Source organism: Cruoricaptor ignavus (assembly GCF_900141665.1).
GTDB lineage: Bacteria > Bacteroidota > Bacteroidia > Flavobacteriales > Weeksellaceae > Cruoricaptor > Cruoricaptor ignavus.
Genome location: NZ_FQYI01000002.1, coordinates 222,602 through 246,011, shown reverse-complemented (window position 1 = coordinate 246,011; position 23,410 = coordinate 222,602). Strand labels below are relative to the sequence as shown.

At 47.2% G+C, this 23,410-nt stretch carries 15 protein-coding genes and 1 pseudogene; 12 read left to right on the top strand and 4 right to left on the bottom strand.

Annotated elements, in window-relative coordinates:
- Window positions 1-190: 190 nt before the first annotated feature.
- From cphA to galE, 3 genes are all read left to right on the top strand, one after another.
- Complete coding sequence (gene cphA, locus BUB43_RS03540; protein WP_073178389.1) at window positions 191-2,818, top strand: cyanophycin synthetase; 2,628 nt, start codon at window positions 191-193, stop codon at window positions 2,816-2,818.
- Between the two features lie 155 nt (window positions 2,819-2,973).
- The gene (locus tag BUB43_RS03535; protein WP_073178387.1) at window positions 2,974-4,098 is read left to right on the top strand and encodes a DegT/DnrJ/EryC1/StrS family aminotransferase; all 1,125 of its coding nucleotides are present in this window, start codon (window positions 2,974-2,976) and stop codon (window positions 4,096-4,098) included.
- Between the two features lie 32 nt (window positions 4,099-4,130).
- Window positions 4,131-5,147 carry a UDP-glucose 4-epimerase GalE gene (gene galE, locus BUB43_RS03530; protein WP_073178385.1) on the top strand — a complete coding sequence of 339 codons (1,017 nt, stop codon included), beginning with the start codon at window positions 4,131-4,133 and terminating at the stop codon, window positions 5,145-5,147.
- 45 nt (window positions 5,148-5,192) lie between these two features.
- Here galE and BUB43_RS03525 read toward each other — a convergent pair whose 3' ends face one another.
- The 4 genes from BUB43_RS03525 to pnuC form a co-directional block, all read right to left on the bottom strand.
- Window positions 5,193-7,715, bottom strand: coding sequence for a TonB-dependent receptor domain-containing protein (locus tag BUB43_RS03525; protein ID WP_073178383.1), 2,523 nt, complete (start codon window positions 7,713-7,715; stop codon window positions 5,193-5,195).
- A gap of 193 nt (window positions 7,716-7,908) precedes the next feature.
- Entirely contained in the window at window positions 7,909-8,952 is a 1,044-nt protein-coding gene (gene mltG, locus BUB43_RS03520) for an endolytic transglycosylase MltG (protein WP_073178381.1), read from the bottom strand.
- Window positions 8,953-8,955: 3 nt separating this feature from the next.
- Window positions 8,956-9,729, bottom strand: coding sequence for a diaminopimelate epimerase (dapF, locus tag BUB43_RS03515; RefSeq protein ID WP_073178380.1), 774 nt, complete (start codon window positions 9,727-9,729; stop codon window positions 8,956-8,958).
- Window positions 9,730-9,739: 10 nt separating this feature from the next.
- Complete coding sequence (gene pnuC / locus BUB43_RS03510) at window positions 9,740-10,420, bottom strand: nicotinamide riboside transporter PnuC (protein ID WP_073178378.1); 681 nt, start codon at window positions 10,418-10,420, stop codon at window positions 9,740-9,742.
- Between the two features lie 118 nt (window positions 10,421-10,538).
- On the opposite strand from pnuC, the gene BUB43_RS03505 reads away from it, so the two are divergent.
- The 9 genes and pseudogenes from BUB43_RS03505 (at window position 10,539) to BUB43_RS03465 (ending at window position 23,391) form a co-directional block, all read left to right on the top strand.
- Window positions 10,539-12,197, top strand: a complete 1,659-nt coding sequence (locus BUB43_RS03505) for an amino acid permease (RefSeq protein WP_073178376.1) — start codon at window positions 10,539-10,541, stop codon at window positions 12,195-12,197.
- 175 nt (window positions 12,198-12,372) lie between these two features.
- Window positions 12,373-13,746 (top strand): oxygen-independent coproporphyrinogen III oxidase, encoded by a 1,374-nt coding sequence (gene hemN / locus BUB43_RS03500; protein ID WP_073178375.1) that lies wholly within the window; start codon window positions 12,373-12,375, stop codon window positions 13,744-13,746.
- A gap of 207 nt (window positions 13,747-13,953) precedes the next feature.
- Complete coding sequence (gene secD / locus BUB43_RS03495; protein WP_073178373.1) at window positions 13,954-16,866, top strand: protein translocase subunit SecD; 2,913 nt, start codon at window positions 13,954-13,956, stop codon at window positions 16,864-16,866.
- Window positions 16,867-16,944: 78 nt separating this feature from the next.
- Window positions 16,945-17,529, top strand: a complete 585-nt coding sequence (locus BUB43_RS03490) for a bifunctional nuclease family protein (protein WP_073178371.1) — start codon at window positions 16,945-16,947, stop codon at window positions 17,527-17,529.
- Window positions 17,529-18,789 (top strand): annotated as a pseudogene (locus BUB43_RS03485) (MFS transporter). The gene BUB43_RS03490 and the pseudogene BUB43_RS03485 overlap by 1 nt, the downstream one beginning before the upstream one ends.
- A 63-nt stretch (window positions 18,790-18,852) precedes the next feature.
- Window positions 18,853-20,037, top strand: a complete 1,185-nt coding sequence (locus BUB43_RS03480) for a thiolase family protein (RefSeq protein WP_073178369.1) — start codon at window positions 18,853-18,855, stop codon at window positions 20,035-20,037.
- Between the two features lie 95 nt (window positions 20,038-20,132).
- Window positions 20,133-21,485 carry an MFS transporter gene (locus BUB43_RS03475; protein ID WP_073178367.1) on the top strand — a complete coding sequence of 451 codons (1,353 nt, stop codon included), beginning with the start codon at window positions 20,133-20,135 and terminating at the stop codon, window positions 21,483-21,485.
- A gap of 54 nt (window positions 21,486-21,539) precedes the next feature.
- A complete protein-coding gene (locus BUB43_RS03470; RefSeq protein WP_073178365.1) occupies window positions 21,540-22,463 on the top strand; it encodes a mevalonate kinase family protein in 924 nt (307 codons plus the stop codon).
- 28 nt (window positions 22,464-22,491) lie between these two features.
- Complete coding sequence (locus BUB43_RS03465) at window positions 22,492-23,391, top strand: UbiA family prenyltransferase (RefSeq protein WP_073178363.1); 900 nt, start codon at window positions 22,492-22,494, stop codon at window positions 23,389-23,391.
- Window positions 23,392-23,410: the final 19 nt, after the last annotated feature.

The window sequence follows — 23,410 nt, the reverse complement described above, 5'->3', positions numbered from 1 at the left end:
AGTAAGAAATCTATAGTCATTTCTTTTCAAAACAGCTTTTAGGATTCAGTATGTTAAAGAAAGAAATTTTGATTAAAAATAAATAACTAAAAGCCGATGCTAATGTTTGTTCACAAGCATTGCATATTCCCGGAAAATAATTAATTATGCATCCTGGATACTTTCCGCTTTTTTTTAACGCAAATTTAAAATGAAAATAGAAAAAATACAGGTGCTGCGCGGCCCAAATATCTGGAGCATCCGCCGGCATAAACTGATACAGATGCGCCTAGACCTGGAGGAGGTGGAGCAGATGCCCACCAATAAAATTCCTGGATTCCGGGAGCGCATAGAGGCGCTGATGCCTACGCTGTACACTCATCGCTGCTCCGAGGGCGAGCCGGGCGGGCTATTCTACCGCATAGATCACGGCACCTGGATGGGGCATGTGATAGAGCACATAGCGCTGGAACTGCAGACGCTTGCCGGTATGGAAGTAGGCTTTGGGCGCACGCGCGAAACCAAGACTCCCGGGGTTTACAATGTCGTGTTTGCCTATCTTGAGGAGACTGCCGGTGTCTTTGCCGCGGAGCAGGCGGTAGAAATAGCCCAGGCGCTCATCGACGGAGATGAGTATGATATCGATGCCTGCATCTTTCAGCTGAAGGAGATCCGGGAGAAAAACATGCTCGGGCCTTCCACCAGCAGCATCGTGAAAGAAGCGGAGGCACGCAAAATCCCGTGGCTTCGGCTTGGCAGCAATTCTCTAGTGCAACTGGGCTATGGGGTCAATCAGCAGCGCTTCCAGGCTACGGTTACCGGCGGTACCAGCCACATCGCCGTAGATATTGCCGGAAATAAGAACACCACAAAAAAAATACTCTCGGATGCCGCCATCCCCGTGCCAGAGGGGGTCCTGGTATCCTCCGAAGATGAACTGAGGGCAGCGGTGGAGAGGCTTGGCTTCCCGCTGGTGATAAAGCCGCTGAACGGAAACCACGGCAGGGGGCAGACCATCAATGCTGAAGACTGGGTGACTGTGCTGAACGGTTTTGAGGAAGCGCAAAAAATTTCACAAAAAGTAATAGTAGAAAAATACATCAAAGGTTTTGATTTCCGCCTGCTGGTCATCAGCCATAAGCTTGTAGCCGCAGCACGCCGCGTACCGGCACATGTGGTGGGCGACGGGGAATGCAGCATCCGGCAGCTCATTGAAACCGAAAATGCTGACCCGAGGCGCGGCTACGGGCACGAGAATGTACTTACGGAAATCTCCGTGGATGCAGATACCGAAGCGCTGCTGGACAAACTAAACTACACGATGGAAACCGTGCCGCTGAAGGGCGAAATTGTATACCTGAAATCCACCGCAAACCTATCCACAGGAGGCACCTCCATAGATGTAACGGAGATGGTGCATCCCGAGAATATCGCGATGGCGGAGCGCATCTCGCGCATCATCGGGCTGGATATATGCGGCATAGATGTAATGGCAGACAACCTTACGCAACCGCTGAAAGAAAGCGGCGGCGCAATTCTGGAGGTAAATGCCGCGCCGGGCTTCCGCATGCACCTTTCCCCAAGCGAAGGCCTGCCGAGGAATGTAGCCGCGCCCGTGCTGGATATGCTGTACCCGCAGGATAAAGAATTCCGCATCCCAATCATTGCAGTTACCGGTACCAATGGTAAAACCACTACCACGAGGCTCATTGCGCACATTGTAAAGAACAACGGGTATCGCGTGGGCTTCACGACCTCGGATGGCATCTACATACAGAACACGATGCTCACAAAAGGCGACACCACCGGCCCTGCTTCCGCAGAATTCATTTTGAAAGACCCTACCGTGGAGTTCGCCGTGCTGGAGACCGCGCGCGGCGGGATCCTCCGCAGTGGCCTGGGCTTCGGCCAATGCGACATTGGGGTGCTTACGAATATAACCGAAGACCATCTCGGGCTGAGCGACATTCATACCCTGAAGGATTTAACCAGGGTAAAAAGAGTGGTGATAGATAGTGTAAGGAAGGACGGCTGGGCGGTGCTGAACGCGGAGGATGAGTATTCAATGAAGCTCCTCGGCGATCTGGACTGCAAGGTTGCTCTCTTCAGCCTGGATGAGAACAACCCCCACATCCAGAGGTTTGCGCGGCTAGGGCGTGTATGCTGTGTGTACGAGGAGGGCTACATTACCATAAAAAAGGGGGAGTGGAAAATCCGCATCACCAAGGCAAGCCAGGTGCCGGTAACGATGGAAGGCAAGGCAAAGTTTATGATTGCCAATGCGCTGGCAGCAAGCCTGGCGGCGTACCTGCACGGCTTCGCCATTGAGGATATTGCCAACTCGCTGCGCACCTTCATCCCGAGTGCGCACCAGACGCCTGGCAGGCTAAACATTTTTAAGTTTAAAAATTTCCAGGTGATGATAGATTTTGCCCACAACCCATCCGGCTACCGCGCGATAGAGGATTTCCTGGAAAATGTACAGGCAACCAAGAAAATCGGCATCATCTCCGGGGTGGGAGACCGCCGCGATGAGGACATTCGCGAATGCGGGAGAATCGCCGGCAGAATGTTCGACCATATCATCATCCGAAACGAGAAACACCTGCGGGGTAGAACGGAGGAGAATATCAACGGGCTGCTGCTGGACGGTATGCACTCCACCGGCAGGGATATTACTTATGAAATCATTCCCAAAGAGATTGAGGCGCTGAAACACGCGATGAGCATGGCGGAGGATGGTACATTTATCGTAGCGCTGAGCGATGTCATCAGCAATGCAATCGACCTTGTGCAGGAGTATCAGGCGAAAGAGCAGGCGGAGGAGAAGCTGAACTAAAGAGCCGAGAGCCAAGTAAAAAGGCAAAAGTTTGCGAGAGAAATCAGTGTGGCAAGAGAGAAAACATCCGTGCCGATATTTCGAAATCTCGAATACTGGCTCTTGGTTCCTTTCGTTTTTAGTCGTAATTTCGTATTTTTACCAAAAACATTTTTATGAGGAAGATCCAGATGGTGGACCTCCAGAGCCAGTATTACCGCATAAAGTCAGAGGTCGATAATGCAGTGACCAATGTGATGGATTCCGCGGCGTTTATCAACGGGCCTGAGGTAAAGAAATTTCAGGAAGAACTCGAAGGCTATCTCGGGGTAAAACATATGATCCCCTGCGCCAACGGTACCGACGCGCTTCAGATTGCCCTGATGGCGCTTGGGCTGGAGGAGGGCGATGAAGTAATCACAGCGGATTTTACTTTCGCCGCCACGGTGGAGGTGATTCATTTGCTGAAACTAAAGGCAGTACTTGTGGATGTAAATTATGACACATTTACCATCGACCCGGAGAAAATCCGCAAAGCCATTACGCCGAAAACCAAGGCGATAATCCCGGTGCATCTCTTCGGGCAATGCGCGGATATGGGGCAGATTCTGGAAATTGCTCGCGAGCACAATCTTTTTGTGATTGAGGATAATGCGCAGGCTATCGGCGCGGAATTTACTTTACCGGACGGTAGTGTGAAAAAATCCGGAACGATGGGGCACATCGGGACTACTTCCTTCTTCCCATCCAAGAACCTTGGCTGCTACGGGGACGGGGGCGCGATTTTCACCAATGACGACGATTTAGCCTATAAAATAAGGGGCATCTGCAACCACGGTATGTACGAGCGCTACTACCACGATGAGGTGGGGGTAAATTCTCGGCTGGACAGCATTCAGGCGGCGGTGCTCCGTAAGAAACTCCCACACCTGGATGGGTACAACGAGGCACGGCAGTGGGCGGCGGACTTCTACGATGATGCCTTCAGGAATTGCTCCGATATTCTGACGCCTACGCGCGCGAGAAACAGCAGCCATGTATTCCACCAGTACACGCTAAGGATTAAAAACGGAAAGAGGGATGAGCTGAAGAAATTTCTTGATGAAAAGGAAATCCCTGCGATGATCTATTATCCCGTGCCGCTTAGAAAGCAAAAAGCATATTTCCAAGAAAGTAATGATGCCGATTTTGTAAATACCGACAAATTGACGAAAGAAGTGCTGTCCCTGCCCATGCATACGGAACTTGATGAGGAGCAGCTGCGCTACATTTCTGATGCGGTGCTGGAGTTTTTCTCCTGATTTCAGGGTTTTATTAATTTTAAAAATAACAGATGACCATACTTGTAACCGGAGGTCTCGGCTACATAGGCTCGCACACCGTGGTGGAGCTGCTTGCCAATGACTTCGATGTCGTAATAGTGGACGATCTCTCCAATACCGAGAAATTTATTTTAAAAAATATAAAAGAGGTTTCTGGCAAAGAGCCGGCCTTCTACCCGTTCGATCTGAAGCGGCGGGAGCTTCTCAAGCAGGTTCTGGACGCCCATAAGATAGAGGGCTGCATAAATTTTGCCGCATTCAAGGCAGTGGGGGAAAGCCAGGTAATACCGCTGGATTATTATGAAAACAATCTCTTTTCGCTGATAAATATTCTGCAGGAATTCAAGGAAAGAAATATTTCCAACTTCATTTTCAGCTCGTCCTGCACGGTTTACGGCCAGGCCGATGAAATGCCGATTGACGAAAGTACACCGCTGAAAACGCCGGAATCTTCCTATGGAAAAACGAAGCAGATGGGCGAAGAAATTCTGATGGATTTTGCGAGGGCGCATCATAAAAAAATTTCGGTACTGCGGTATTTCAACCCGATTGGTGCGCATCCTTCAGCAAAACTCGGAGAGCTGCCGATTGGAATTCCCAACAACCTGATTCCGTATGTTACGCAAACTGCCGCAGGAATTCGCGAGCATCTGAACATCTGGGGCAACGATTATCCCACGCCGGACGGCACGGCGATCCGCGATTATATTTATGTGGGGGATTTGGCGAAAGCCCATGTAGCCGCACTGAAGAAACTTATTAACGAGAATAAAGATACGGTGATTGATATTTACAATCTCGGGACTGGCAAGGGTACCTCCGTTCTTGAAATAGTTCAGGCCTACGAAAAGGCAAATTCCGTAGCGGTGCCGTATAAAATCTGCGACAGAAGAGCCGGCGACATCACCATTGCCTATGCCAATGCCGACAAGGCGGAGCGGGAACTGGGCTGGAAGGCAGATACACCGTTGGAAGAAGCGCTGCGCACAACCTGGGAATGGCAGAAATATCTGGAAAGCCGAAAATAATATCAAAAAAACTGCACTTTCATCGGTGCAGTTTTTTTTTCAGAATTACATTCCCATTTCATCGTCCTGGAAGCTGGCTTCTTGTCTTGGGCGCCGTCTCGTATCCACCTTTTCGCCTTCTCTAAAGCGGTAGGTGAGCGAGATGCTGAAATTCCGCGGGCTGTACTTCATATAATTCCTGCTGTCGAATTCTTCCGTGAAGCTGTAGGTCGTGCGGTTTCTGCTGTTGAACACATCCTGCACGCTGAAATTAATGTTGCCATCGCCCTTCCAAATCGTCTTTGAAATTCCCAAATCCATTCCATACATCGGGTCACTTTTGGAAGTTGCCGTCTTTCTTCCGCCTCGGTAGAAGCCCATCAGCTGCAGGCTCAGCGTCTTGTCAAAGCGGAAAGTCGTATTCAGCCTTGCTCTCGTATTAAAGCCGTCGCCTTCGAAATTCCGCACCGCATTCTGCACCGTTCCGTTCGCATCGATGTATTCATAGTTCGCAATTCCCGTCGTTCTGTAGCCGTACAGATCCACGCTTCCCATCAGCCTCAGCCAGGATAATGGGTCTACACTGAAATTCAAATCAAGGCCGTAGCGCTCTTCATCACCCAAGTTGATCGGCTTTGCATAAAGAGTTTGCGGATCGTTATCCGGTGTATCGCGCAAATCTTTCCGGTAAGAAAGCACCTTCACATCGTCCACCGTTTTCTTATAGTACAGCGTAGGGTTTAGGGTGATTTTCCTTTTGCTGAAATTGTAGCCCAGCTCAAAGGAATTTACGAAAGACGGATCCAAATCGATATTTCCTTCAAAAATGTTCAGCGGGTTGCTGTACTTGCCGTTTGGAATCATAAAAAATCCGCGCGGCCTATCTATCCTTCGGGAAAAGTTGAGTAAAAACTCATTGCCTTTCGAAAGTTCATAGCTCAGATAAACGCTCGGGAAAAGGCTGTTGTAGTTTTTCTTTTTGATGATGTTTTCGTTCGCCAGGTTTCGGTAATCTATGTCCACCGAAGAATGTTCATTCCGCAAACCAAGCTGATAGCCGAACTTCTCACCGATTTTACTTTTAAACTGAAGGTACGCCGCATTGAAGGTTTCGGTGTAATCCGTTTTGTTAGTAAATCTCGGCAGCTGAAAAACAGGTGAGCCCAATTCGCTGCGGCTGATGTCGTTATCGTAATTGAAATCGTTGATGTCAATCCTGTAGCCTGCCTCCAACTTGGATTTTTCGCCAATTGGCAATTCATAATCCACCTTACCAATCAGGTTTTTCGTCTCGTTGATCTGTTTCACGAAATCTTCAAACAGGCTTTGCGTGCCATGGAATTCACCAGCTGTGGAAGGCGATTCGCTCTTGCGTTTCTGCGCACTCAGGGAAACGGAAATGTTGTGCCCATTGTTGTTAAATTTATGGTCTGCGCCAATGTCCGCCTGAAAAGCGTAGCTCTCCGTTCTTCCCACGGTGTTCCTTCTGTCCGCAGTTTCCGGCGCATTCAGCCATTGGTAAGTTCTGTCCACCGTTCCGGAATTATCCGCAAGGAAAGTTCTCGCCGAGCCAGAAAGATTCACCGAAGTACGCTCGTTAAAATCATAAACAATACCGCTGCTGATGTTGTAGAAATCCATATTGGATTCGCTTGTTCCTCTTTCATAGCGGGCTTTCAGCGAAGTCGGCACTTTGTATATCAGGTCGTTTTCAGTTGTAAATTCGCCCTCCCTGTATCCGCCGCCTCCGTTCAGGAACCAGGAAAGATTGCCCTTCTTCCAGCCAAGGTTGGCGTTCAGCGAAGTTTGCGGCAGGTAGCCCAGGCTTCCCGTCACGCTGCCGTTGAAGCCGGTTTTCTTATTTTTTTTCAGGATGATGTTCAGGATGCCGGAAGTTCCGCCGGCTTCAAATTTCGATGAAGGATTGGTAATTACCTCGATGCGCTCAATCTGCTCCGCAGAGATGGATTTCAGCGCATCTGCACCATCATCGATGCCCAGCAGGGAAGATGGTTTCCCGTTTATCAGGAATTTCACATTGGAATTTCCGCGCATCGAAACCGTGCCATCCGTTTCCACATTTACCGAAGGCACATTCTGCAGCACATCCTGCAAATTTCCGCCCTTGCTGATGACATCCTGGCTTGGATCGTAAACTTTCTTGTCGATTTCCACCCTCATCGGTTTGGCTGTGGCGGTAATCGTTACGGATTCTATCTCGGTGGTTTTGGCATTGGTGCCGATGCTTTCGCGCTCGATTTTTATCGTGCCGATGTTTCCGCGGGAAATCTGTTTTTGAATTTTAACTTTTTTATGATCGAAGGCCTCCACCGTCACGCTGTAATTTCCCGGCACAAGCTGCACGGTGAAGTTCCCTTTGTCATCCGCCAAGGCAGCATCGTTATTCGTTTTGTTCGCGCTCTCGAAAGTTACCGCTGCATAAGGCACCGGCTGATTTTGGTTGTTCACGATTCTTCCGGTTACCGTGCTTTTTTCCTGCGCAAAAGCCAGCGCTGCAGCCCCCATCGTAAAGGCCAGCCCCAGAGTTTTCCTTCGGAAGATGGCCACCGCTTCAAATTTCTCGATCATAAAAATAGTTTTATTTCCTTTGTAGATGCTATTTTCAGGATTGAGTTAAAATTTTTGGGCTTATTTGTAAATGTTAAAAATTATGCTAAAAATTTGCGAAATCTCAAAAATTCATTATGAGGAAGAATCCTCACAAGTCGCATTCAATCGGAAAAGATTTTTGCAATATGGCAAACGGCGCTCCCTGGAAAATTTACTTTTGTCTTTGCTGTATTGAAATCCATTCCTGATATACCTTCGCATTTTTCAAGTGCTCTGCACCGCTTGCCGTGAAATTGTGGTAGCCTCTTCGGTTGGGGTCTGCCGCCATGAATATATAATTGTGCTGCTCAGGATTCAGCACGGCATCCACAGAATTTTTATCCACCACACAAATCGGTCCCGGTGGAATTCCTGCATTGGCATAGGTGTTATACGGCGAAGGCATCGCCAAATGCCGGTACAGAACGCGTTTCAGCGCAGGCTTTCTGAAATCCTCCGAAAGCAGAACGGTGTAAATTACGGTTGGGTCGCTTTGCAGCTTCATCCCTTTTCGGTAGCGGTTCAGGTACAGGCCTGCAATCGTCCTCATTTCGTCGGGCATTCCGCCGGATTCCTTGTAGACGATGGATGCCAATGCATAAATTTCATCTCTCGTAAGTCTGCTAAGTCGTTCTTTTTCAGTGCGTTCCGCATTCCAAAAGGCATTGTACTGGTCTTCGAATTTTTTGAAAAATTCCTCCGGCGTTACCGTCCAGAAAAATTGATAAGTATCGATAAAAAAATATTTTTTCAAGTCTTCGGCGTTGCGAAGGCCTTTCTCCGCCGCAATTTTATCGAGGCCGTTGCAGAATTGCAGCGAATCCATCTCCGTTTTCCGGCTCACCCTGCCGGCAAGATGATACACATTGTAAAAATCGCCGATGCGGAAATTCAGCGGACTTTGCTCGCCAAGTTTTATCATTTGCACAATTTCCTTGTTTGTTTTTCCAGCCTTAATTTCGTAGCGCCCAGTGTGAAAATATTTGTCAAGATTTTCAGCTTTCGCCATTTTCTCAAAAGAGTTTGGCTCAATTAAAAATTGTGAAATAGAATCCTTAATTGTTGAAAAATCCGCATTTTTCGGAATGAGCAAAATTCCTTCCTTTGCCACATTGTTAGCGTAATTATTTTTGTAATACTTGTAGCCAAAGAATCCGCCGAGAATCAGCACAAATAAAATGATTGGGATGATTATTTTAGATGCGTTTGTTTTCATTTTTTAAAAATTGTTTAAATCAATAGTGCCAAAAAAAACCTGTGTTGCCAGGCCTTCTAACCAAATGTTTTTGAATGAGTTATGATTTTTCTTAGCATAAATTTTTAGATTTCCGCCAAGAACATTTACATTTACTTCCGATAAATTTTTATCTTTGATAAAAGCCAGTGCAGAAGCCGTAGCACCGGTACCACAGCTTAAAGTTTCGTCTTCCACACCACGCTCATAAGTTCTTACGAAAATAGAATTTTTATCGAGAATTTCCACAAAATTAACATTGATTCCATTTTCACGAAATGTCAATGAATTACGGATTTCTTTGCCTTTTTCGTAAACAGGATACTCGTGTAGATTTTCCACAAATTTCACAAAATGCGGTGAGCCTGTATCCAAAACGAAATTGCCGTTATTTTCGGTAATTTCATCTACATCGCTCATTTTTAGTTTTACATTATTTCCACTGATTTCCGCTTCGTGCAGGCCGTCTATTGCTATGAATTTACAATAATCTTCAAAAATATTCAGAAATTTTGCGAATGCCACAATGCATCTTCCGCCATTTCCACACATTGTAGATTCATTGCCGTCCGAATTAAAATACACCATTTTAAAATCGGCTTCTTCCGCATTTTCCAGCAATATTAATCCATCCCCACCAACTCCAAATCTGCGGTCGCATAGCTTCTTAATCAATTGATTATCAATGGGAAAAGTTTTATTTCGGTTGTCAATCATCACGAAATCATTTCCTGTGCCCTGGAATTTGTAGAAGTTCATAATTGCAAAATTAAGGGATTGGAACATTTTCCCTCGGTCTCAATGTTTTCTGCCATTCTTTCCAGCCGGCGAAAGCCATTATCGAAAACACGAAATATTGGAAGGATGAAATCACCAAGCCTTTGTAAATCATCATCGGAATGCAGATGATGTTGCCAATTGTCCAGAGAATCCAGCATTCAATCCGCCGTTTTGCCTGCAGCCACATCGCGATCAAGAAAAGGGAAGTGGTGAACATATCCATCCAGTTTGCCCAGTCTAAGTGGTTGATTCCCAAATCGATACTCTTCATCGAAAAGCCATTGTCGATAGCCGGTTTGAAATAATAAACCAATAGAACCAATAGGAAACTTGCGCAGAAAAGCATCGCCGAAATCTTCCATTCCCGTTTTGTAGCGCGGCTTGCTTCGATGTGGAAATTGTCCGTGGTATGCCTTGACCAAAGCACCCAACCGTATATGCTCATCACCGTATAATAAAAATTGATGAGCATATCGCCCAGCAAACCGAAACGGTAGAGCAGCACCACATAAATGCTCGTGGAAACGATGCCGATGGGATAGTACAGGATGTTTTTGCGGATGGAGAAAAAAACGCTGACGATGCCGAAAAGCGTGCCGATAACTTCCAACGCAATCTGCCAGTTTTCGTAGGTTTTGTAAGGCTCTGCAAGCAGCTCTATGAAATTCATCGTGCAAAAATAAAAATAAGGCGGCGAAGTTCTGCAGTGGGTAATTTTAGCAGAAATCTTAAAAAAATCTTAAACTTTCAGAAAAAATATTATTTTCGTGAAAAGAAAAATTGAAAATATGTCGCAGCTTTGGAAAACGAAACCGCTTGAAAGACTTTTGAATGAAGCCTCAGAAAGCGAAAAAGGCCTGAAAAGAACGCTCTCTTCCGGCGGGCTTATCGCGCTGGGGATTGGCGCCATCATTGGTGCCGGTCTGTTCTCGATTACTGGGATGGCCGCTGCCAATAATGCAGGCCCAGGCATTATGATTTCCTTCATTATTGCGGCTCTTGGCTGCGCTTTCGCAGGGCTTTGCTATGCGGAATTTGCTTCGATGATTCCTGTGGCAGGCAGTGCCTACACCTATACCTACGCTACTTTGGGCGAATTTATCGCGTGGGTTATCGGCTGGGATCTGGTGCTGGAGTATGCTGTAGCTGCGGCTACGGTAGCTTCCAGCTGGTCGGGCTATCTCGTCAAACTTTTCAGCAACTACGGCGTTGCGCTGCCGCTAGAACTGATGACCACGCCTTTCGACGGCGGCATTGTTAATCTCCCGGCGGTGTTCATCGTTATTTTAATGTCCTTAGTTTTGATAAAGGGCACTTCGGAATCTTCCAGGCTGAACGCAATTATCGTTGTAATGAAAGTTGCCGTAGTGCTGATATTCATTTTCGTTGGTTTCAAATATGTAAGGCCGGAAAACCTGACACCTTTCATCCCCGAAAACACGGGAGAATTTGGCGAGTTTGGTTGGAGCGGTGTCATCCGTGCGGCGGCAATTGTGTTCTTCGCCTATGTTGGTTTTGATGCGGTTTCCACGGCAGCGCAGGAAACGAAAAACCCGAAAAAAGCAATGCCCATCGGTATTATGGGCTCACTGCTGATTTGCACGGTGCTATATGTGCTTTTCGCCTATGTGATGGTAGGCGTAGCGCATTACAGCGAATTTGCGGGCGGCAATGCGAGCGACCATTTAGCGCCTGTAGCCATCGCCATTGATCATATGGGTGATATCGTGAACGGAAGGCCTGTTCCTGCCTATCCCTGGCTGAACAACACCATCATCATCGCCATTCTGCTTGGCTACGCATCGGTAATTTTGGTTTTGCTGATGGGGCAAAGCCGCGTTTTCTACTCGATGAGCAAGGATGGGCTTCTTCCGAAAGCCTTCTCGGAAATTCACCCGAAATTCCGCACGCCTTTCAAATCCAATTTCTTTTTTATGATTCTAGTAAGCCTTTTCGCCGCCTTCATTCCTGGAAGAGTAGTGGGCGAAATGACTTCCATCGGAACTCTGTTTGCATTCATCCTCGTATGCATCGGCGTTTTGGTAATGCGCAAAACACAGCCTAATGCACCTAGAGCGTTCAAAACGCCATTGGTGCCGCTGGTTCCGATTCTTGGGATTCTCGTTTGTTTCGGGATGATGGCGTTCCTGCCATTCGACACCTGGATTCGGCTGATAGCCTGGATGATGATAGGGCTGGATATCTACTTGTTCCGCGGCATAAAAAATTCATTTTTGGCGATTGAAAGCGGCAATGCTTCCGATGCGAAATCTTACCGCGGCGTAGCGCTCTCTGGCTTTGGGCTTACGCTGCTGCTGGGCATCCTCACCTTCTTCCACCACCAAAATCCAAATGTGGATGATACCGGCCTTGTCATCCTGGCGGCGGTTTTAGCGGTGTTCCACATTTTCTATTACGGCTATTATTTTATGAAGGGCAAAGGTTAGTTCGGCTGATGGCGTTTGGCGATTGACTTTTACCTTTTGGCGAAACGCATATATCTACCCTTTCAAGCTTTGTCAAAGTCCCCAGCTTTGACAAAGTTTTTTTTCAGCCTTCGGTCTTGAATCTCGTGTCCTGCATCTTGCCTCTCGGTTCTAAAATCTTCTCTATTTTTGCAAAATGATTTCGCTGATTGATAAGTACAACATTCCAGGCCCACGATACACATCCTATCCCACCGTTCCGTTTTGGGACTTGCATAGCTTCTCGCCCAATTTGTGGAAAAAATCCGTGGTGAAGTCCTTCAGCGAAAGCAATTCCACCGAAGGCATTTCCATCTACATACACCTGCCATTCTGCGAATCGCTGTGCACATTCTGCGCCTGTCATAAGCGCATCACGAAAAAGCACAGCGTGGAAAACCCTTACATTCAGGCGGTTTTGCAGGAATGGCAGCTTTACCTGGATTTGTTTAAGCAAAACGGAAACACTGAAAAGCCGGTAATCCGCGAACTGCATTTAGGCGGCGGAACGCCAACTTTCTTCTCGCCGGAAAATCTGAAAATTTTGCTGGAAGGCATCTTTTCCACCGCTGAAATTCCCGATGAACACGAGTTTTCCTTCGAAGGCCATCCGAATAATACGACTAAGGAACATCTGCAAACGCTGTACGATTTGGGCTTCCGAAGATGCAGTTTTGGCGTGCAGGATTATGATTTGAAAGTGCAGAAAGCCATCAACCGCGTTCAGCCTTTTGAAAATGTAAAATATGTGACGGAAGTTGCACGGGAAATAGGCTACAGCAGCATTTCGCACGATTTGGTTTTCGGGTTGCCGCATCAGGATTGGGAAAAAACCGAGAGCACCATCCGCAAAACGATGCAGCTGAAGCCGGACAGAATTGCCTTCTACTCTTACGCCCATGTTCCCTGGATAAAGGGCAACGGGCAGCGCGGCTTCGATGAAAACGACCTTCCTTCCGGCGAAGAAAAGCGCAGGCTTTATGAAAACGGCAAAAAACTTTTGGAGGATTTAGGCTATAAAGAAGTTGGGATGGACCATTTCTCGCTGGAAACCGACGAGCTATATAAAAGCCTGATTAGCGGGAAGATACACCGGAACTTTATGGGCTACTCTTCCAGCAAAACGCAGCTGATGATTGGCCTGGGCGCATCATCAATTTCGGATTCCTGGTATGCTTTTGCGCAAAATGAAAAATCGGTGGAGGAGTACCAAAAACTTGTGGCAAACGGCGAGATTCCCGTGGTGAAGGGCCATATTTTAAATGAAGAAGACTTGGTAATACGGCAGCACATTCTCAACCTGATGTGCAGGCTGGAAACTTCGTGGGATATTCAGACGGCCTTCCCTGAACTGGAAGCTTCGCTGCAGCAGCTTCGCGAAATGGAAGCCGATGGCCTTGTGGAAATTTATGATAATCAATTGAAAATCACCGAGAAGGGCAGGGCATTCACAAGGAATGTAGCGATGACCTTCGATTTGCGAATGCTACGCAACAAGCCGGAAACACGGATTTTTTCGATGACGGTGTAAGCGAAGAGCCAAGTAAAAGTAAAAAGTAAAAAGTAAGAAGGCAGAAGGAGGCTTAGGTTAAGGTTTTTAAGTGACGATATTTAACAGCCAGCCGACCCTACATTAACAAATTACCAAATTTTAAATTCCCAAATCCTGATTCTTGTATCTTGTGTCTTGGCTCTTTTTCGTTATCTTTGCCGACTAAATTTTTAATGCTTTTTTACAATGCAAGGAAAAGGGCTGGTGAAAATCGTCGCTATCGTACTGGCGCTGATTTGTATCAATGAACTGCTTCCCACCTGGTACAGCTCGAAAGTTGAGCGGCAGGCAGAGGCCATCTCTTACGGCGATCCGCAGAAGTATCAAGAGGAAATCGAACGGCTGAAGAAAGACACGCTGAACCTGGGCTTCACGAAGCTATATTACACCAGGGCGAAAGAGCGCGAAATGAAGCTAGGCCTGGATTTGAAGGGCGGCATCAATGTTTTGCTGGAAATCAACCAGCGGGATCTGGTGAACAACCTTACCAACAATTCCACCAACGGAATGCTGCAGGAGGTGCTGAACAGAACCGATAAAATCGCGGGAAATTCCGGCAGGGCATACATCGAAATCTTCTTCGACGAGTTCGACAAAATGAACAGGCAGGAAGGTCTGGATATGAAACTTGCCGACCCTGAAGTTTTCGGCAATGTCAATTTTTCCGAGATAAAATACAACACAACGGACGCTGAGGTAAAGGAAATCGTGCGCCGCAAAATAGAGCAGGCCACCGGTGCAGCCTACGAAGTCATCCGTACTAGGATTGACAAAATGGGCGTTACGCAGCCGAATGTTCAGCGTGTGCCAGGCACAGGAAGGATTTCCGTGGAAATGCCCGGCATTAAGGATATCGACAGGGTAAAGCAAATGCTGCAGACTTCGGCGAAGCTTCAATTCTGGGAAGTGCAGCAGCTGGAGGAAGTTTATCCTTATTTCGAAACCCTGAATGCCATCATCAGCACGAAAGGCGATTCCATCGGCGTTGCCAAGAACTCCAACCTTATTAATATGATGCAGCTGAACACGCTGCGTTCCAATGGCGTTGCCAATGTGAAACTTTCTGACACGGCGGCTATCAACAACATATTGCGCAGCGAATTTGCGAAAAACGCTAGGCCGGCCAATATGAAGTACACCCAGTTTATGTGGGGCTACAAGCCGGAAAGCGGCGACCCGGATAACCTGGTGCTATATGCCATCCGAGGCAATATCGCTCAGAAAGCTCCGGTGGATGGTGCGGTGGAATCTTCCCGCATAAACTACGACGAGCTTGGCAGGGTAGTGGTGGATATGCAGATGGACAGCAAAGGCGCGAAGGAATGGAAAACGCTTACCGAGAAAAATGTGGGCAAGCCTGTGGCGGTAACCTTGGACGACAGGGTGTACACCGCGCCAATTGTGGTGAACGCCATCCTAAACGGCAGAACGCAAATTTCCGGAAACTTCACGCAGGAAGAAGCCAAGGACTTAGTGGATGTATTGGCAGCAGGGAAATTGCCGGCAAGCGCGAAAATTGTGCAGGCAGATGTGGTAGGGCCGTCTCTTGGTAAGGAATCCATCCGTGCCGGTATCATCTCATTCCTTGTTGCCTTTGCCATCATCATCGCCTATATGATTTTCTACTACGGCGGTGCAGGTATCTACGCCGTAATCTCAATGATTTTCAACCTGTTCTTCATTTTTGGGATAATGGACTCCCTGGATGCCACGCTTACGCTGCCCGGCATTGCAGGTATCGTGCTTACGATGGGTATGGCCATTGATGCCAATGTGATTATCTACGAAAGAACGCGCGAAGAACTCTTCGCCGGCAAGCCCATCAGGCAGGCCTATGAAGATGGTTTCCGCCACGCGCTCTCCGCGATTATCGATGGGCAGCTTACCACGGTGCTTACCGCCATCGTTCTCTACATCTTCGGCACGGGGCCTATCCAGGGCTTTGCCGTTACGCTCATCATCGGTCTGGTAATGACTTTCTTCACATCCGTACTTCTTTCGAGGGTGATGATTTTCACAAGGCTGGAAAAAGGCAAGCCGATTACCGTTTGGACGAAGCCTACCAAGAATCTCTTCCGGAATGTATGGTTCGATTTCATTCGGAGAAGAAAAGTTTTCTACATCATCTCGGCGATTTTGATGGTGGGAAGCTTGATTTCGATTTTCACGCAAGGCTTCAAGTACGGCATTGATTTCAAGGGCGGCAGAAGTTTCGTGGTAAGGTTTGAAAATCCGGTAAGTTCTCAGCAGGCGAAGGCTTCTTTGCAGAAAGTCTTCAAGACGGAAGATAACACGGGCAGCTCTCTGGATATCAAGACTTTTGGTAATGCAGACCAGCTGAAAATCACCACCGATTATAAAATTGATGATGCCTCTCTGAAGGCCGATCAGGAAGTGGAAACCAAGCTTTTCGAAGGGCTGAAACCATTCCTTCCGCAGAATGCCACGGTGCAGAATTTCCGATCGTCGGGTAATGTGAATTATGGCATTGTTTCGTCCTCGAAAGTTGGACCGAGCGTTGCAGACGATATTAAGAAAGGCGGAATGTTCGCCGTGCTGGCTGCACTTTGCGGAATTTTCATCTACATCTTGTTCAGGTTTAATAAGTGGCAGTTCTCGCTTGGCGCTATTGCAGGCCTTGCGCACGACTCCATCATCATCCTCGGTGCCTATTCATTGCTGAAAAATGTGATGCCGTTCAATATGGAGATCAATCAGGATTTCATCGCCGCAATCCTTACCGTGCTCGGTTATTCCATCAATGATACGGTGATTGTTTTCGATAGAATTCGGGAATATTTGCGCGATAGAAAATCCACAACTTTGGAAGGCCTGTTCGATAATGCAATAAGCAGCACGCTGGGCAGAACCTTCAATACATCGATGACTACGCTACTTGTAATCCTGGCGATTTTCATCTTCGGCGGAGAGAATTTGCGTGGCTTTATGTTTGCGCTTTTGCTGGGCATCGGTTTCGGTACCTATTCGTCTATTTTCATTTCCTCGGCAATTTCCTACGATTTGCTGAGAGGCGGCAGAAAGGACGATGTAAAGCTGGAGGAAGTGAGCCCGCAGCCTCAGAAAAAAAAGAAAAAATAAGATTTCATCAACGCCTGGTTTTTTAGCCGGGCTTTTTTATATCTCATCGGTCAATTATCATTTTTCTATATTTGTTGAATGGATTACAAAAGACTCAGAATTCGCGGCATTTCCTACAGCCAAACGCAATCCGGTGCCTATGCACTTTTGCTGGAAGATGAAGAATCTCGGATGAAACTTCCGGTGGTCATCGGAAATTACGAAGCGCAATCGATTTCTCTCGGTTTGGAGAAGGATATACAGCCGCCTAGGCCGCTAACGCACGATCTCTTTACGAGTTTCGTCTCTGCCGTAAATTTTACTCTTGAGTCGGTGGTAATTTATCAGATTGTGGACGGTGTTTTCTACTCCAATATTAATTTCAGAGACAACGAATCCGGAGAGGAGCTGATTTTGGATGCCCGTACCTCCGATGCGGTGGCGATGGCGGTACGAAGCGGAGCGCCAATCTATACCACAAAAGAGGTCTTAAACGAGACGGGCATCATCCTGGATATTGAAGAAATCCCTGCAGAGCAGGACAAAGCGGAAGATGGTGACTATCAGGGAGTAACAAAAGAGGCGCTTCAGGATCTTCTGGATAAGGCCGTTCAGGAAGAGGATTTCGATACTGCCCTGGAAATTCAGGAGGAACTAAAAAAGCGCGATAAAAAAATAGACTAATGAGCATAAAGCTAAGGCTCAGCATCCTCAATTTCCTTGAGTACGCAGTTTGGGGTGCCTATCTCACCTCGATGGGCAGCTGGCTGGCAAGCATCGGCTTGGGTGATAAGATTGGCTGGTTCTACGCGATGCAGGGTTTCGTCTCGATATTCATCCCCCCGCTGATGGGTATGGTGGCAGACCGCTGGATCCCCGCGCAGCGCCTGCTCGGGATCTGCCACGCATTGGCGGCAGCCTTCCTAGCGCTTGCAGGCTATGTAGGCATGCAGTCGGGCAGTAGCGTAGATTTTGCCACCCTATTCTCCCTTTACAGCTTGAGTATGGCGTTTTATATGCCTACCATTGCGCTTTCCAACTCCGTGGCATACAGCATTTTATTGAAAAACGGCGAAGACACTGTGACTGCCTTCCCACCCATCCGCACCATAGGAACGATAGGCTTTATCCTCGCTATGCTCTTTGTAGATTTCACTGGCTTTCAAAATACTTACGCCCAGTTCTTCACCTCGGCAGCCTTGGGCATCCTGATGTTTTTCTACACATTTACCCTGCCCAACGGTACCAATCTCCTCATCTCCGGACAAAGCATCACTTTCTAAAGCCTTTAATATCGAAGCCTTCAGCCTCTTCCGAAACAGCCGGATGGCGGTATTCTTCATATTCTCAATGCTGCTCGGTGTTTCCCTCCAGATAACCAACGGATATGCCAACCCATTCATCACTTCATTTAAGGAAATTCCCGAATTTGCCGATACTTGGGGGGCCAACCACGCCAACGCGCTCATCTCGCTGTCGCAGATTTCCGAAACACTTTGCATCCTCCTGATACCATTTTTTCTGAAAAGATTCGGAATAAAAATAGTGATGCTCATCGCGATGTTCGCCTGGTTCCTCCGTTTTGCGCTCTTTGCCGCAGGAGATCCCGGCCCAGGGCTGCCATTTTTTATCCTATCAATGCTCGTGTACGGTGTAGCTTTCGATTTCTTTAATGTATCCGGTTCGCTCTATGTGGACAGGGAAACGCCGGCGAATCTACGCTCCGGTGCGCAGGGCATTTTTATGATGATGACCAACGGCTTCGGAGCCACTCTCGGTATGCTCGGGGCGCAGCTCGTGGTCAATCATTTCGTTTACTCCCAAGAAACACCGGCAGATCAGCTGGGCGGATGGCGGATCTCTTGGATGATTTTTGCTTCCTATGCTTTTGCCGTAGGGCTCCTTTTCCTGCTGGTATTTAAGGATAAACCCAAAATATCGTAGCAGGTTAACACTTTTTTTGTAATTTGCCAAAGGTTTAGCGTAAACAAAAAAATTACAATAATTATGAAAGAAATATTCATCGTTTCTGCGGCGAGAACGCCGATGGGAAGTTTTATGGGAAGCCTTTCCACAGTGCCTGCCACACAACTTGGCGCTGCGGCAGTGAAGGGCGCTTTGGAAAAAATCAATCTAGATCCTGAACTCGTAGAAGAAATTTATATGGGAAATGTGCTGCAGGCAGGCGAGGGGCAGGCCCCGGCGCGGCAGGTAGCGATAGCCGCGGGGCTGAAAAATACCACCCCGGCTACTACGATTAACAAAGTCTGCGCATCAGGGATGAAGGCAATTACGATGGCGGCTCAGGCAATTAAAGCAGGGGATGCGGACATCATAGTGGCCGGCGGGATGGAAAATATGAGTATGGTGCCGCATTACTTCCACGCGCGCCTGGCAACAAAATTTGGCGACGCGAAGCTGGTGGATGGGATGACGAAAGACGGGCTAACGGATGTGTACGACCAGGTGCCGATGGGTATCTGCGCGGAAGCCTGCGCAGCGGAGTACGGATTCAGCAGAGAGGATCAGGATAATTTTGCTGTGGAGTCTTATAGACGATCGGCCAAGGCTTGGGAGGAAGGGAAGTTTGCCGATGAAGTGGTGCCAGTTTCTGTGCCGCAAAGAAAGGGCGAGCCAGTGATAATTTCTGAGGATGAAGAATTCAAGGCAGTAAATTTTGACAAAATCCCTTCGCTGCCGCCGGCATTCCAGAAGGAGAACGGTACTGTGACAGCTGCCAATGCATCCACAATTAATGACGGAGCATCGGCAATCATCCTGATGTCCGGCGAGAAAGTGCAGGAGCTTGGCATAAAGCCCCTGGCGAAAATAATCGCTTATGCAGATGCGGCTCACGAGCCGAAATGGTTTACCACCGCGCCAGCAAAAGCCCTTCCGAAAGCACTTGAAAAAGCCGGTCTTCAGATCTCGGATATCGATTTTTTCGAGTTTAACGAAGCCTTTGCCGTAGTGGGTCTTGCCAATACCAAAATTCTTGGCCTGGATGATGAGAAAGTCAATGTAAACGGTGGCGCCGTATCGCTCGGGCATCCGCTTGGCAGCTCCGGATCGAGGATTGTGGTAACTCTTGCGCACATACTGCAGCAGCGCGGCGGAAAATTTGGCGCTGCGGCTATCTGCAACGGCGGTGGCGGCGCAACGGCAATCATCATTGAAAATCTTACGAATTAATTTTAAGTTTTTATCAGAATAACCTTTCGGATCTTCCGGAAGGTTTTTTCGTGTGTGCCATTAGCCTGAAAATTTTACTTTTGCCAAAAAATCAGATGGCAGACGAAGCGGGTTTCCAAAAGAATCAGCCAAAAGTGCTGAAAGCCTGGGCATTCTACGACTGGGCGAATTCAGTTTACTCCCTGGTAATAACTACCACGATTTTCCCGATTTATTACTCAGCGATGACTACCCTTTCGGATGGCGCGCGCATCCCCGTACGCCTTTTCGGTAGGGATTTTAATGCAGATGCAGTGTACGGGTATTCGCTTACCCTGTCCTTCCTCATCGTCGTCTTCCTCTCGCCAGTGCTTTCCGCAGTGGCAGACGGGATAGGCAATAAAAAGTTTTTTATGAAACTTTTCTGCTACCTTGGGTCGTTGTCCTGTATGGGTTTGGCGCTGTTTTCCACCCCGGAGAATGTGCTGCTTGGGCTGTTTTTCAGTGTTCTGGCAAGCGTAGGTTTTTGGGGAAGCCTGGTTTTTTACAACTCATTTCTCCCGGATATCGCCACGCACGATAGGCAAGATAGGCTCTCCGCCCGTGGCTATGTGTTTGGCTATATAGGCTCCGTAATCCTTGTAATAATCTGTATGTTCCTGATTCAGTTTGTGGCAAAGGGAGCTGGGCAAACGCAGCTATTTACGAGGCTAAGCTTCGTACTGACCGGTCTTTGGTGGATGGGTTTTGCGCAGTACAGCTTCCGCCACCTTCCAAACCTGAGCAAAGAAAATGTGAATAAAAATGAGCAGTTTTCCGGAAGATTATTCTCAAAAAGCTTCCGCGAAGTGCTGCGGGTTGGAAGGGAGCTATTCGCCGACCGGAATCTTAAATTTTTCCTTTCAAGTTTTTTCTTTTACAGCGTGGGTATGCAGACGGTTTTTTTAATGTCGACGCTTTTTGGAAAAAATGAAGTTCGGCTGGATGATGGCAAACTGATGCTCACGCTGCTGCTGATTCAGCTAGAGGCAATTCTGGGAGCGCTGTTTTTCTCCTGGCTGTCCAAAAAAATCGGAAATAAAAATGTAATAACAATTGCGGTGGCGCTCTGGATCGTGGCGTGCGTTGCCGCTTATGCTCTGGACACGGATAGCCCCGGTGCGGAGCTGTATTTCTATGCCATTGCCGGCATCATCGGCCTGGTGATGGGGGGGCTGCAGTCTATGTCCCGCTCCACTTACTCCAAGTTGCTCCCGGCAGATTCTTCCGAAACTACCACTTTTTTCAGCTTCTACGATGTTCTGGAAAAAATTGCAATCGTATTAGGGACATTTGTTTTTTCGACATTAATTGAAAAGTTCAGCCATATGAGATACGCAGCGCTGTCCATGTCGGTCTTTTTCCTCGCTGGACTAGTGCTCATTCGCTTTGTGAATGCCGATGTCCTTCGGGCGAAACCGCAGGCGTAGACGGCTTAATTTTTGCTATTATTTTTGAAATTTTATCTTTGCAAAAATTGTGTAATGGCAAACCCTTTATTCTACGCAAAAATCCTGCTTTTTGGCGAGTATGGGATTATTGAAGATTCTCAGGGGCTTACGCTGCCGTACAGTTTTTATAAAGGAACTTTAAAGTTTTCTGAACTTTCTTCGGAATTTGAAAAAAAATCAAACGAAAACCTGAAAAGTTTTTCGGATTATCTACAGAATTTAGCTTTACCTGAAAATTTCAAACTGAATGTGGATGAATTTAAAGCCGATATTTCCAACGGACTTTATTTCGATTCCAACATTCCGCAAGGCTATGGTGTGGGAAGTTCCGGAGCTTTGGTTGCCGCGATTTTTGAAAAATATTCAATAATCAAGCGAAATCCAGAGAATGTTTCAAAAGAAGAGCTGAAGGATTTGAAGAAAGTTTTCGGTCAGCTGGAAAGTTATTTCCACGGTAAAAGTTCCGGTATTGATCCGCTGATTTGCTATATGAATCTGCCGATTCTTATCGAGAACAAGGAAAATGTGGACAAGGTGGCACTTCCTGCCAATGAAGGAAAGGGTGCTATTTTCCTGATTGATTCTGGAATCACGGGTGAAACTGGCCCGATGATTCAGATTTTTTTCGAAAAGATGAAGACCGAAGGTTTCCGGAAAACGCTGAAGGAAGAATTCATCCGGTACAATAATGCGTGCATCGATACTTTTTTGAAAAAGGATCTGAACCCGTTTTTCCGAAATTTAAAAAAGCTTTCGCTTTGGGCGTATGAGCATTTCAAACCGATGATTCCAGAAAGTTTTTACAATGTCTGGAAGAAGGGACTGGAAACAAATGCGTATTACCTGAAGCTTTGCGGAAGCGGTGGTGGTGGCTATATTCTTGGTTTTGCGCCGGATTATGAGCTGGCGAGCGAAATGCTCAGCGATTTTAACAAGGAAGTGATTTACAGGTTTTAGCGCTGCCGGTTTTTTGTCGGCAAATTTTATGATGACCCGCCAAAACCCCCTTAAATACAGGCTCTCGCAGCTTCTCGGTTTTTTGCTTGGCGCAAGGATTTTCCTGCTGGTTTTCTACACTTTTGCGCTGTATGTTTCCACTTTCTTTGTGTTCAGCAGCGATGAAAGCCTGCGCGAAACCGTATTCTCCGTGAAGGTACACGGCCTGATTTGGTGCTGCATCCTGAGCATAGCGGCCGGCGGAATTATCAACCAGTTTTACGATGCGGAAAAAGACCGGTTGCAAAAGCCATTCCGCTTTTATCTGCAGAGTTTCCTGACGCAGAAATATTTCCTGTATTCCTATATTTTGCTGTGCGCATTATCGCTGTTCATCGCAGTTTTGCTTTCGCCGCGCATTTTCTTCTTCATCCTTGCTTACCAGTTTTTCATATGGCTTTACAGTCATAAGCTTAGTAAAATTTTGATAATCAATAATTTATCCTATGTCATCATTTCGCTGTATCCGTTTTTCGGAATGCTGATTTACTTCGAGCATTTTTCCAAAACGCTTCTCGTGATGGCGGCATATCTGTTCTTCGTCGTCCTGCTCATCGATGTTTTGAAGGACATTCTCACGATAAAACCTGACCGCCTTTTCGGCTACAGAACTTTGGCAACAGAATTCGGAATCAAATCCGCGAAAATTGTGGGCGCTGTTCTGCTACTGGTTTGCGCCGCAGTTTCCGCACTCACAGCCTATGCACTTTGGGAAACCGGCCTACTCAGCTGGTATTACATTTTTTCGGTGCCTATTTTCATTGGGTGCATCTTCATTTTAAAATCGGCTAAATTATCGCAGGTTGCCTGGCTCAGAAATGTGCTTCGCCTTTGGATTTTAGTAGGGGTAATTTTTATGCTGATGAACGGCCTCGTGGAAAGATTTTAAACCAAAAAACTTTTATTTT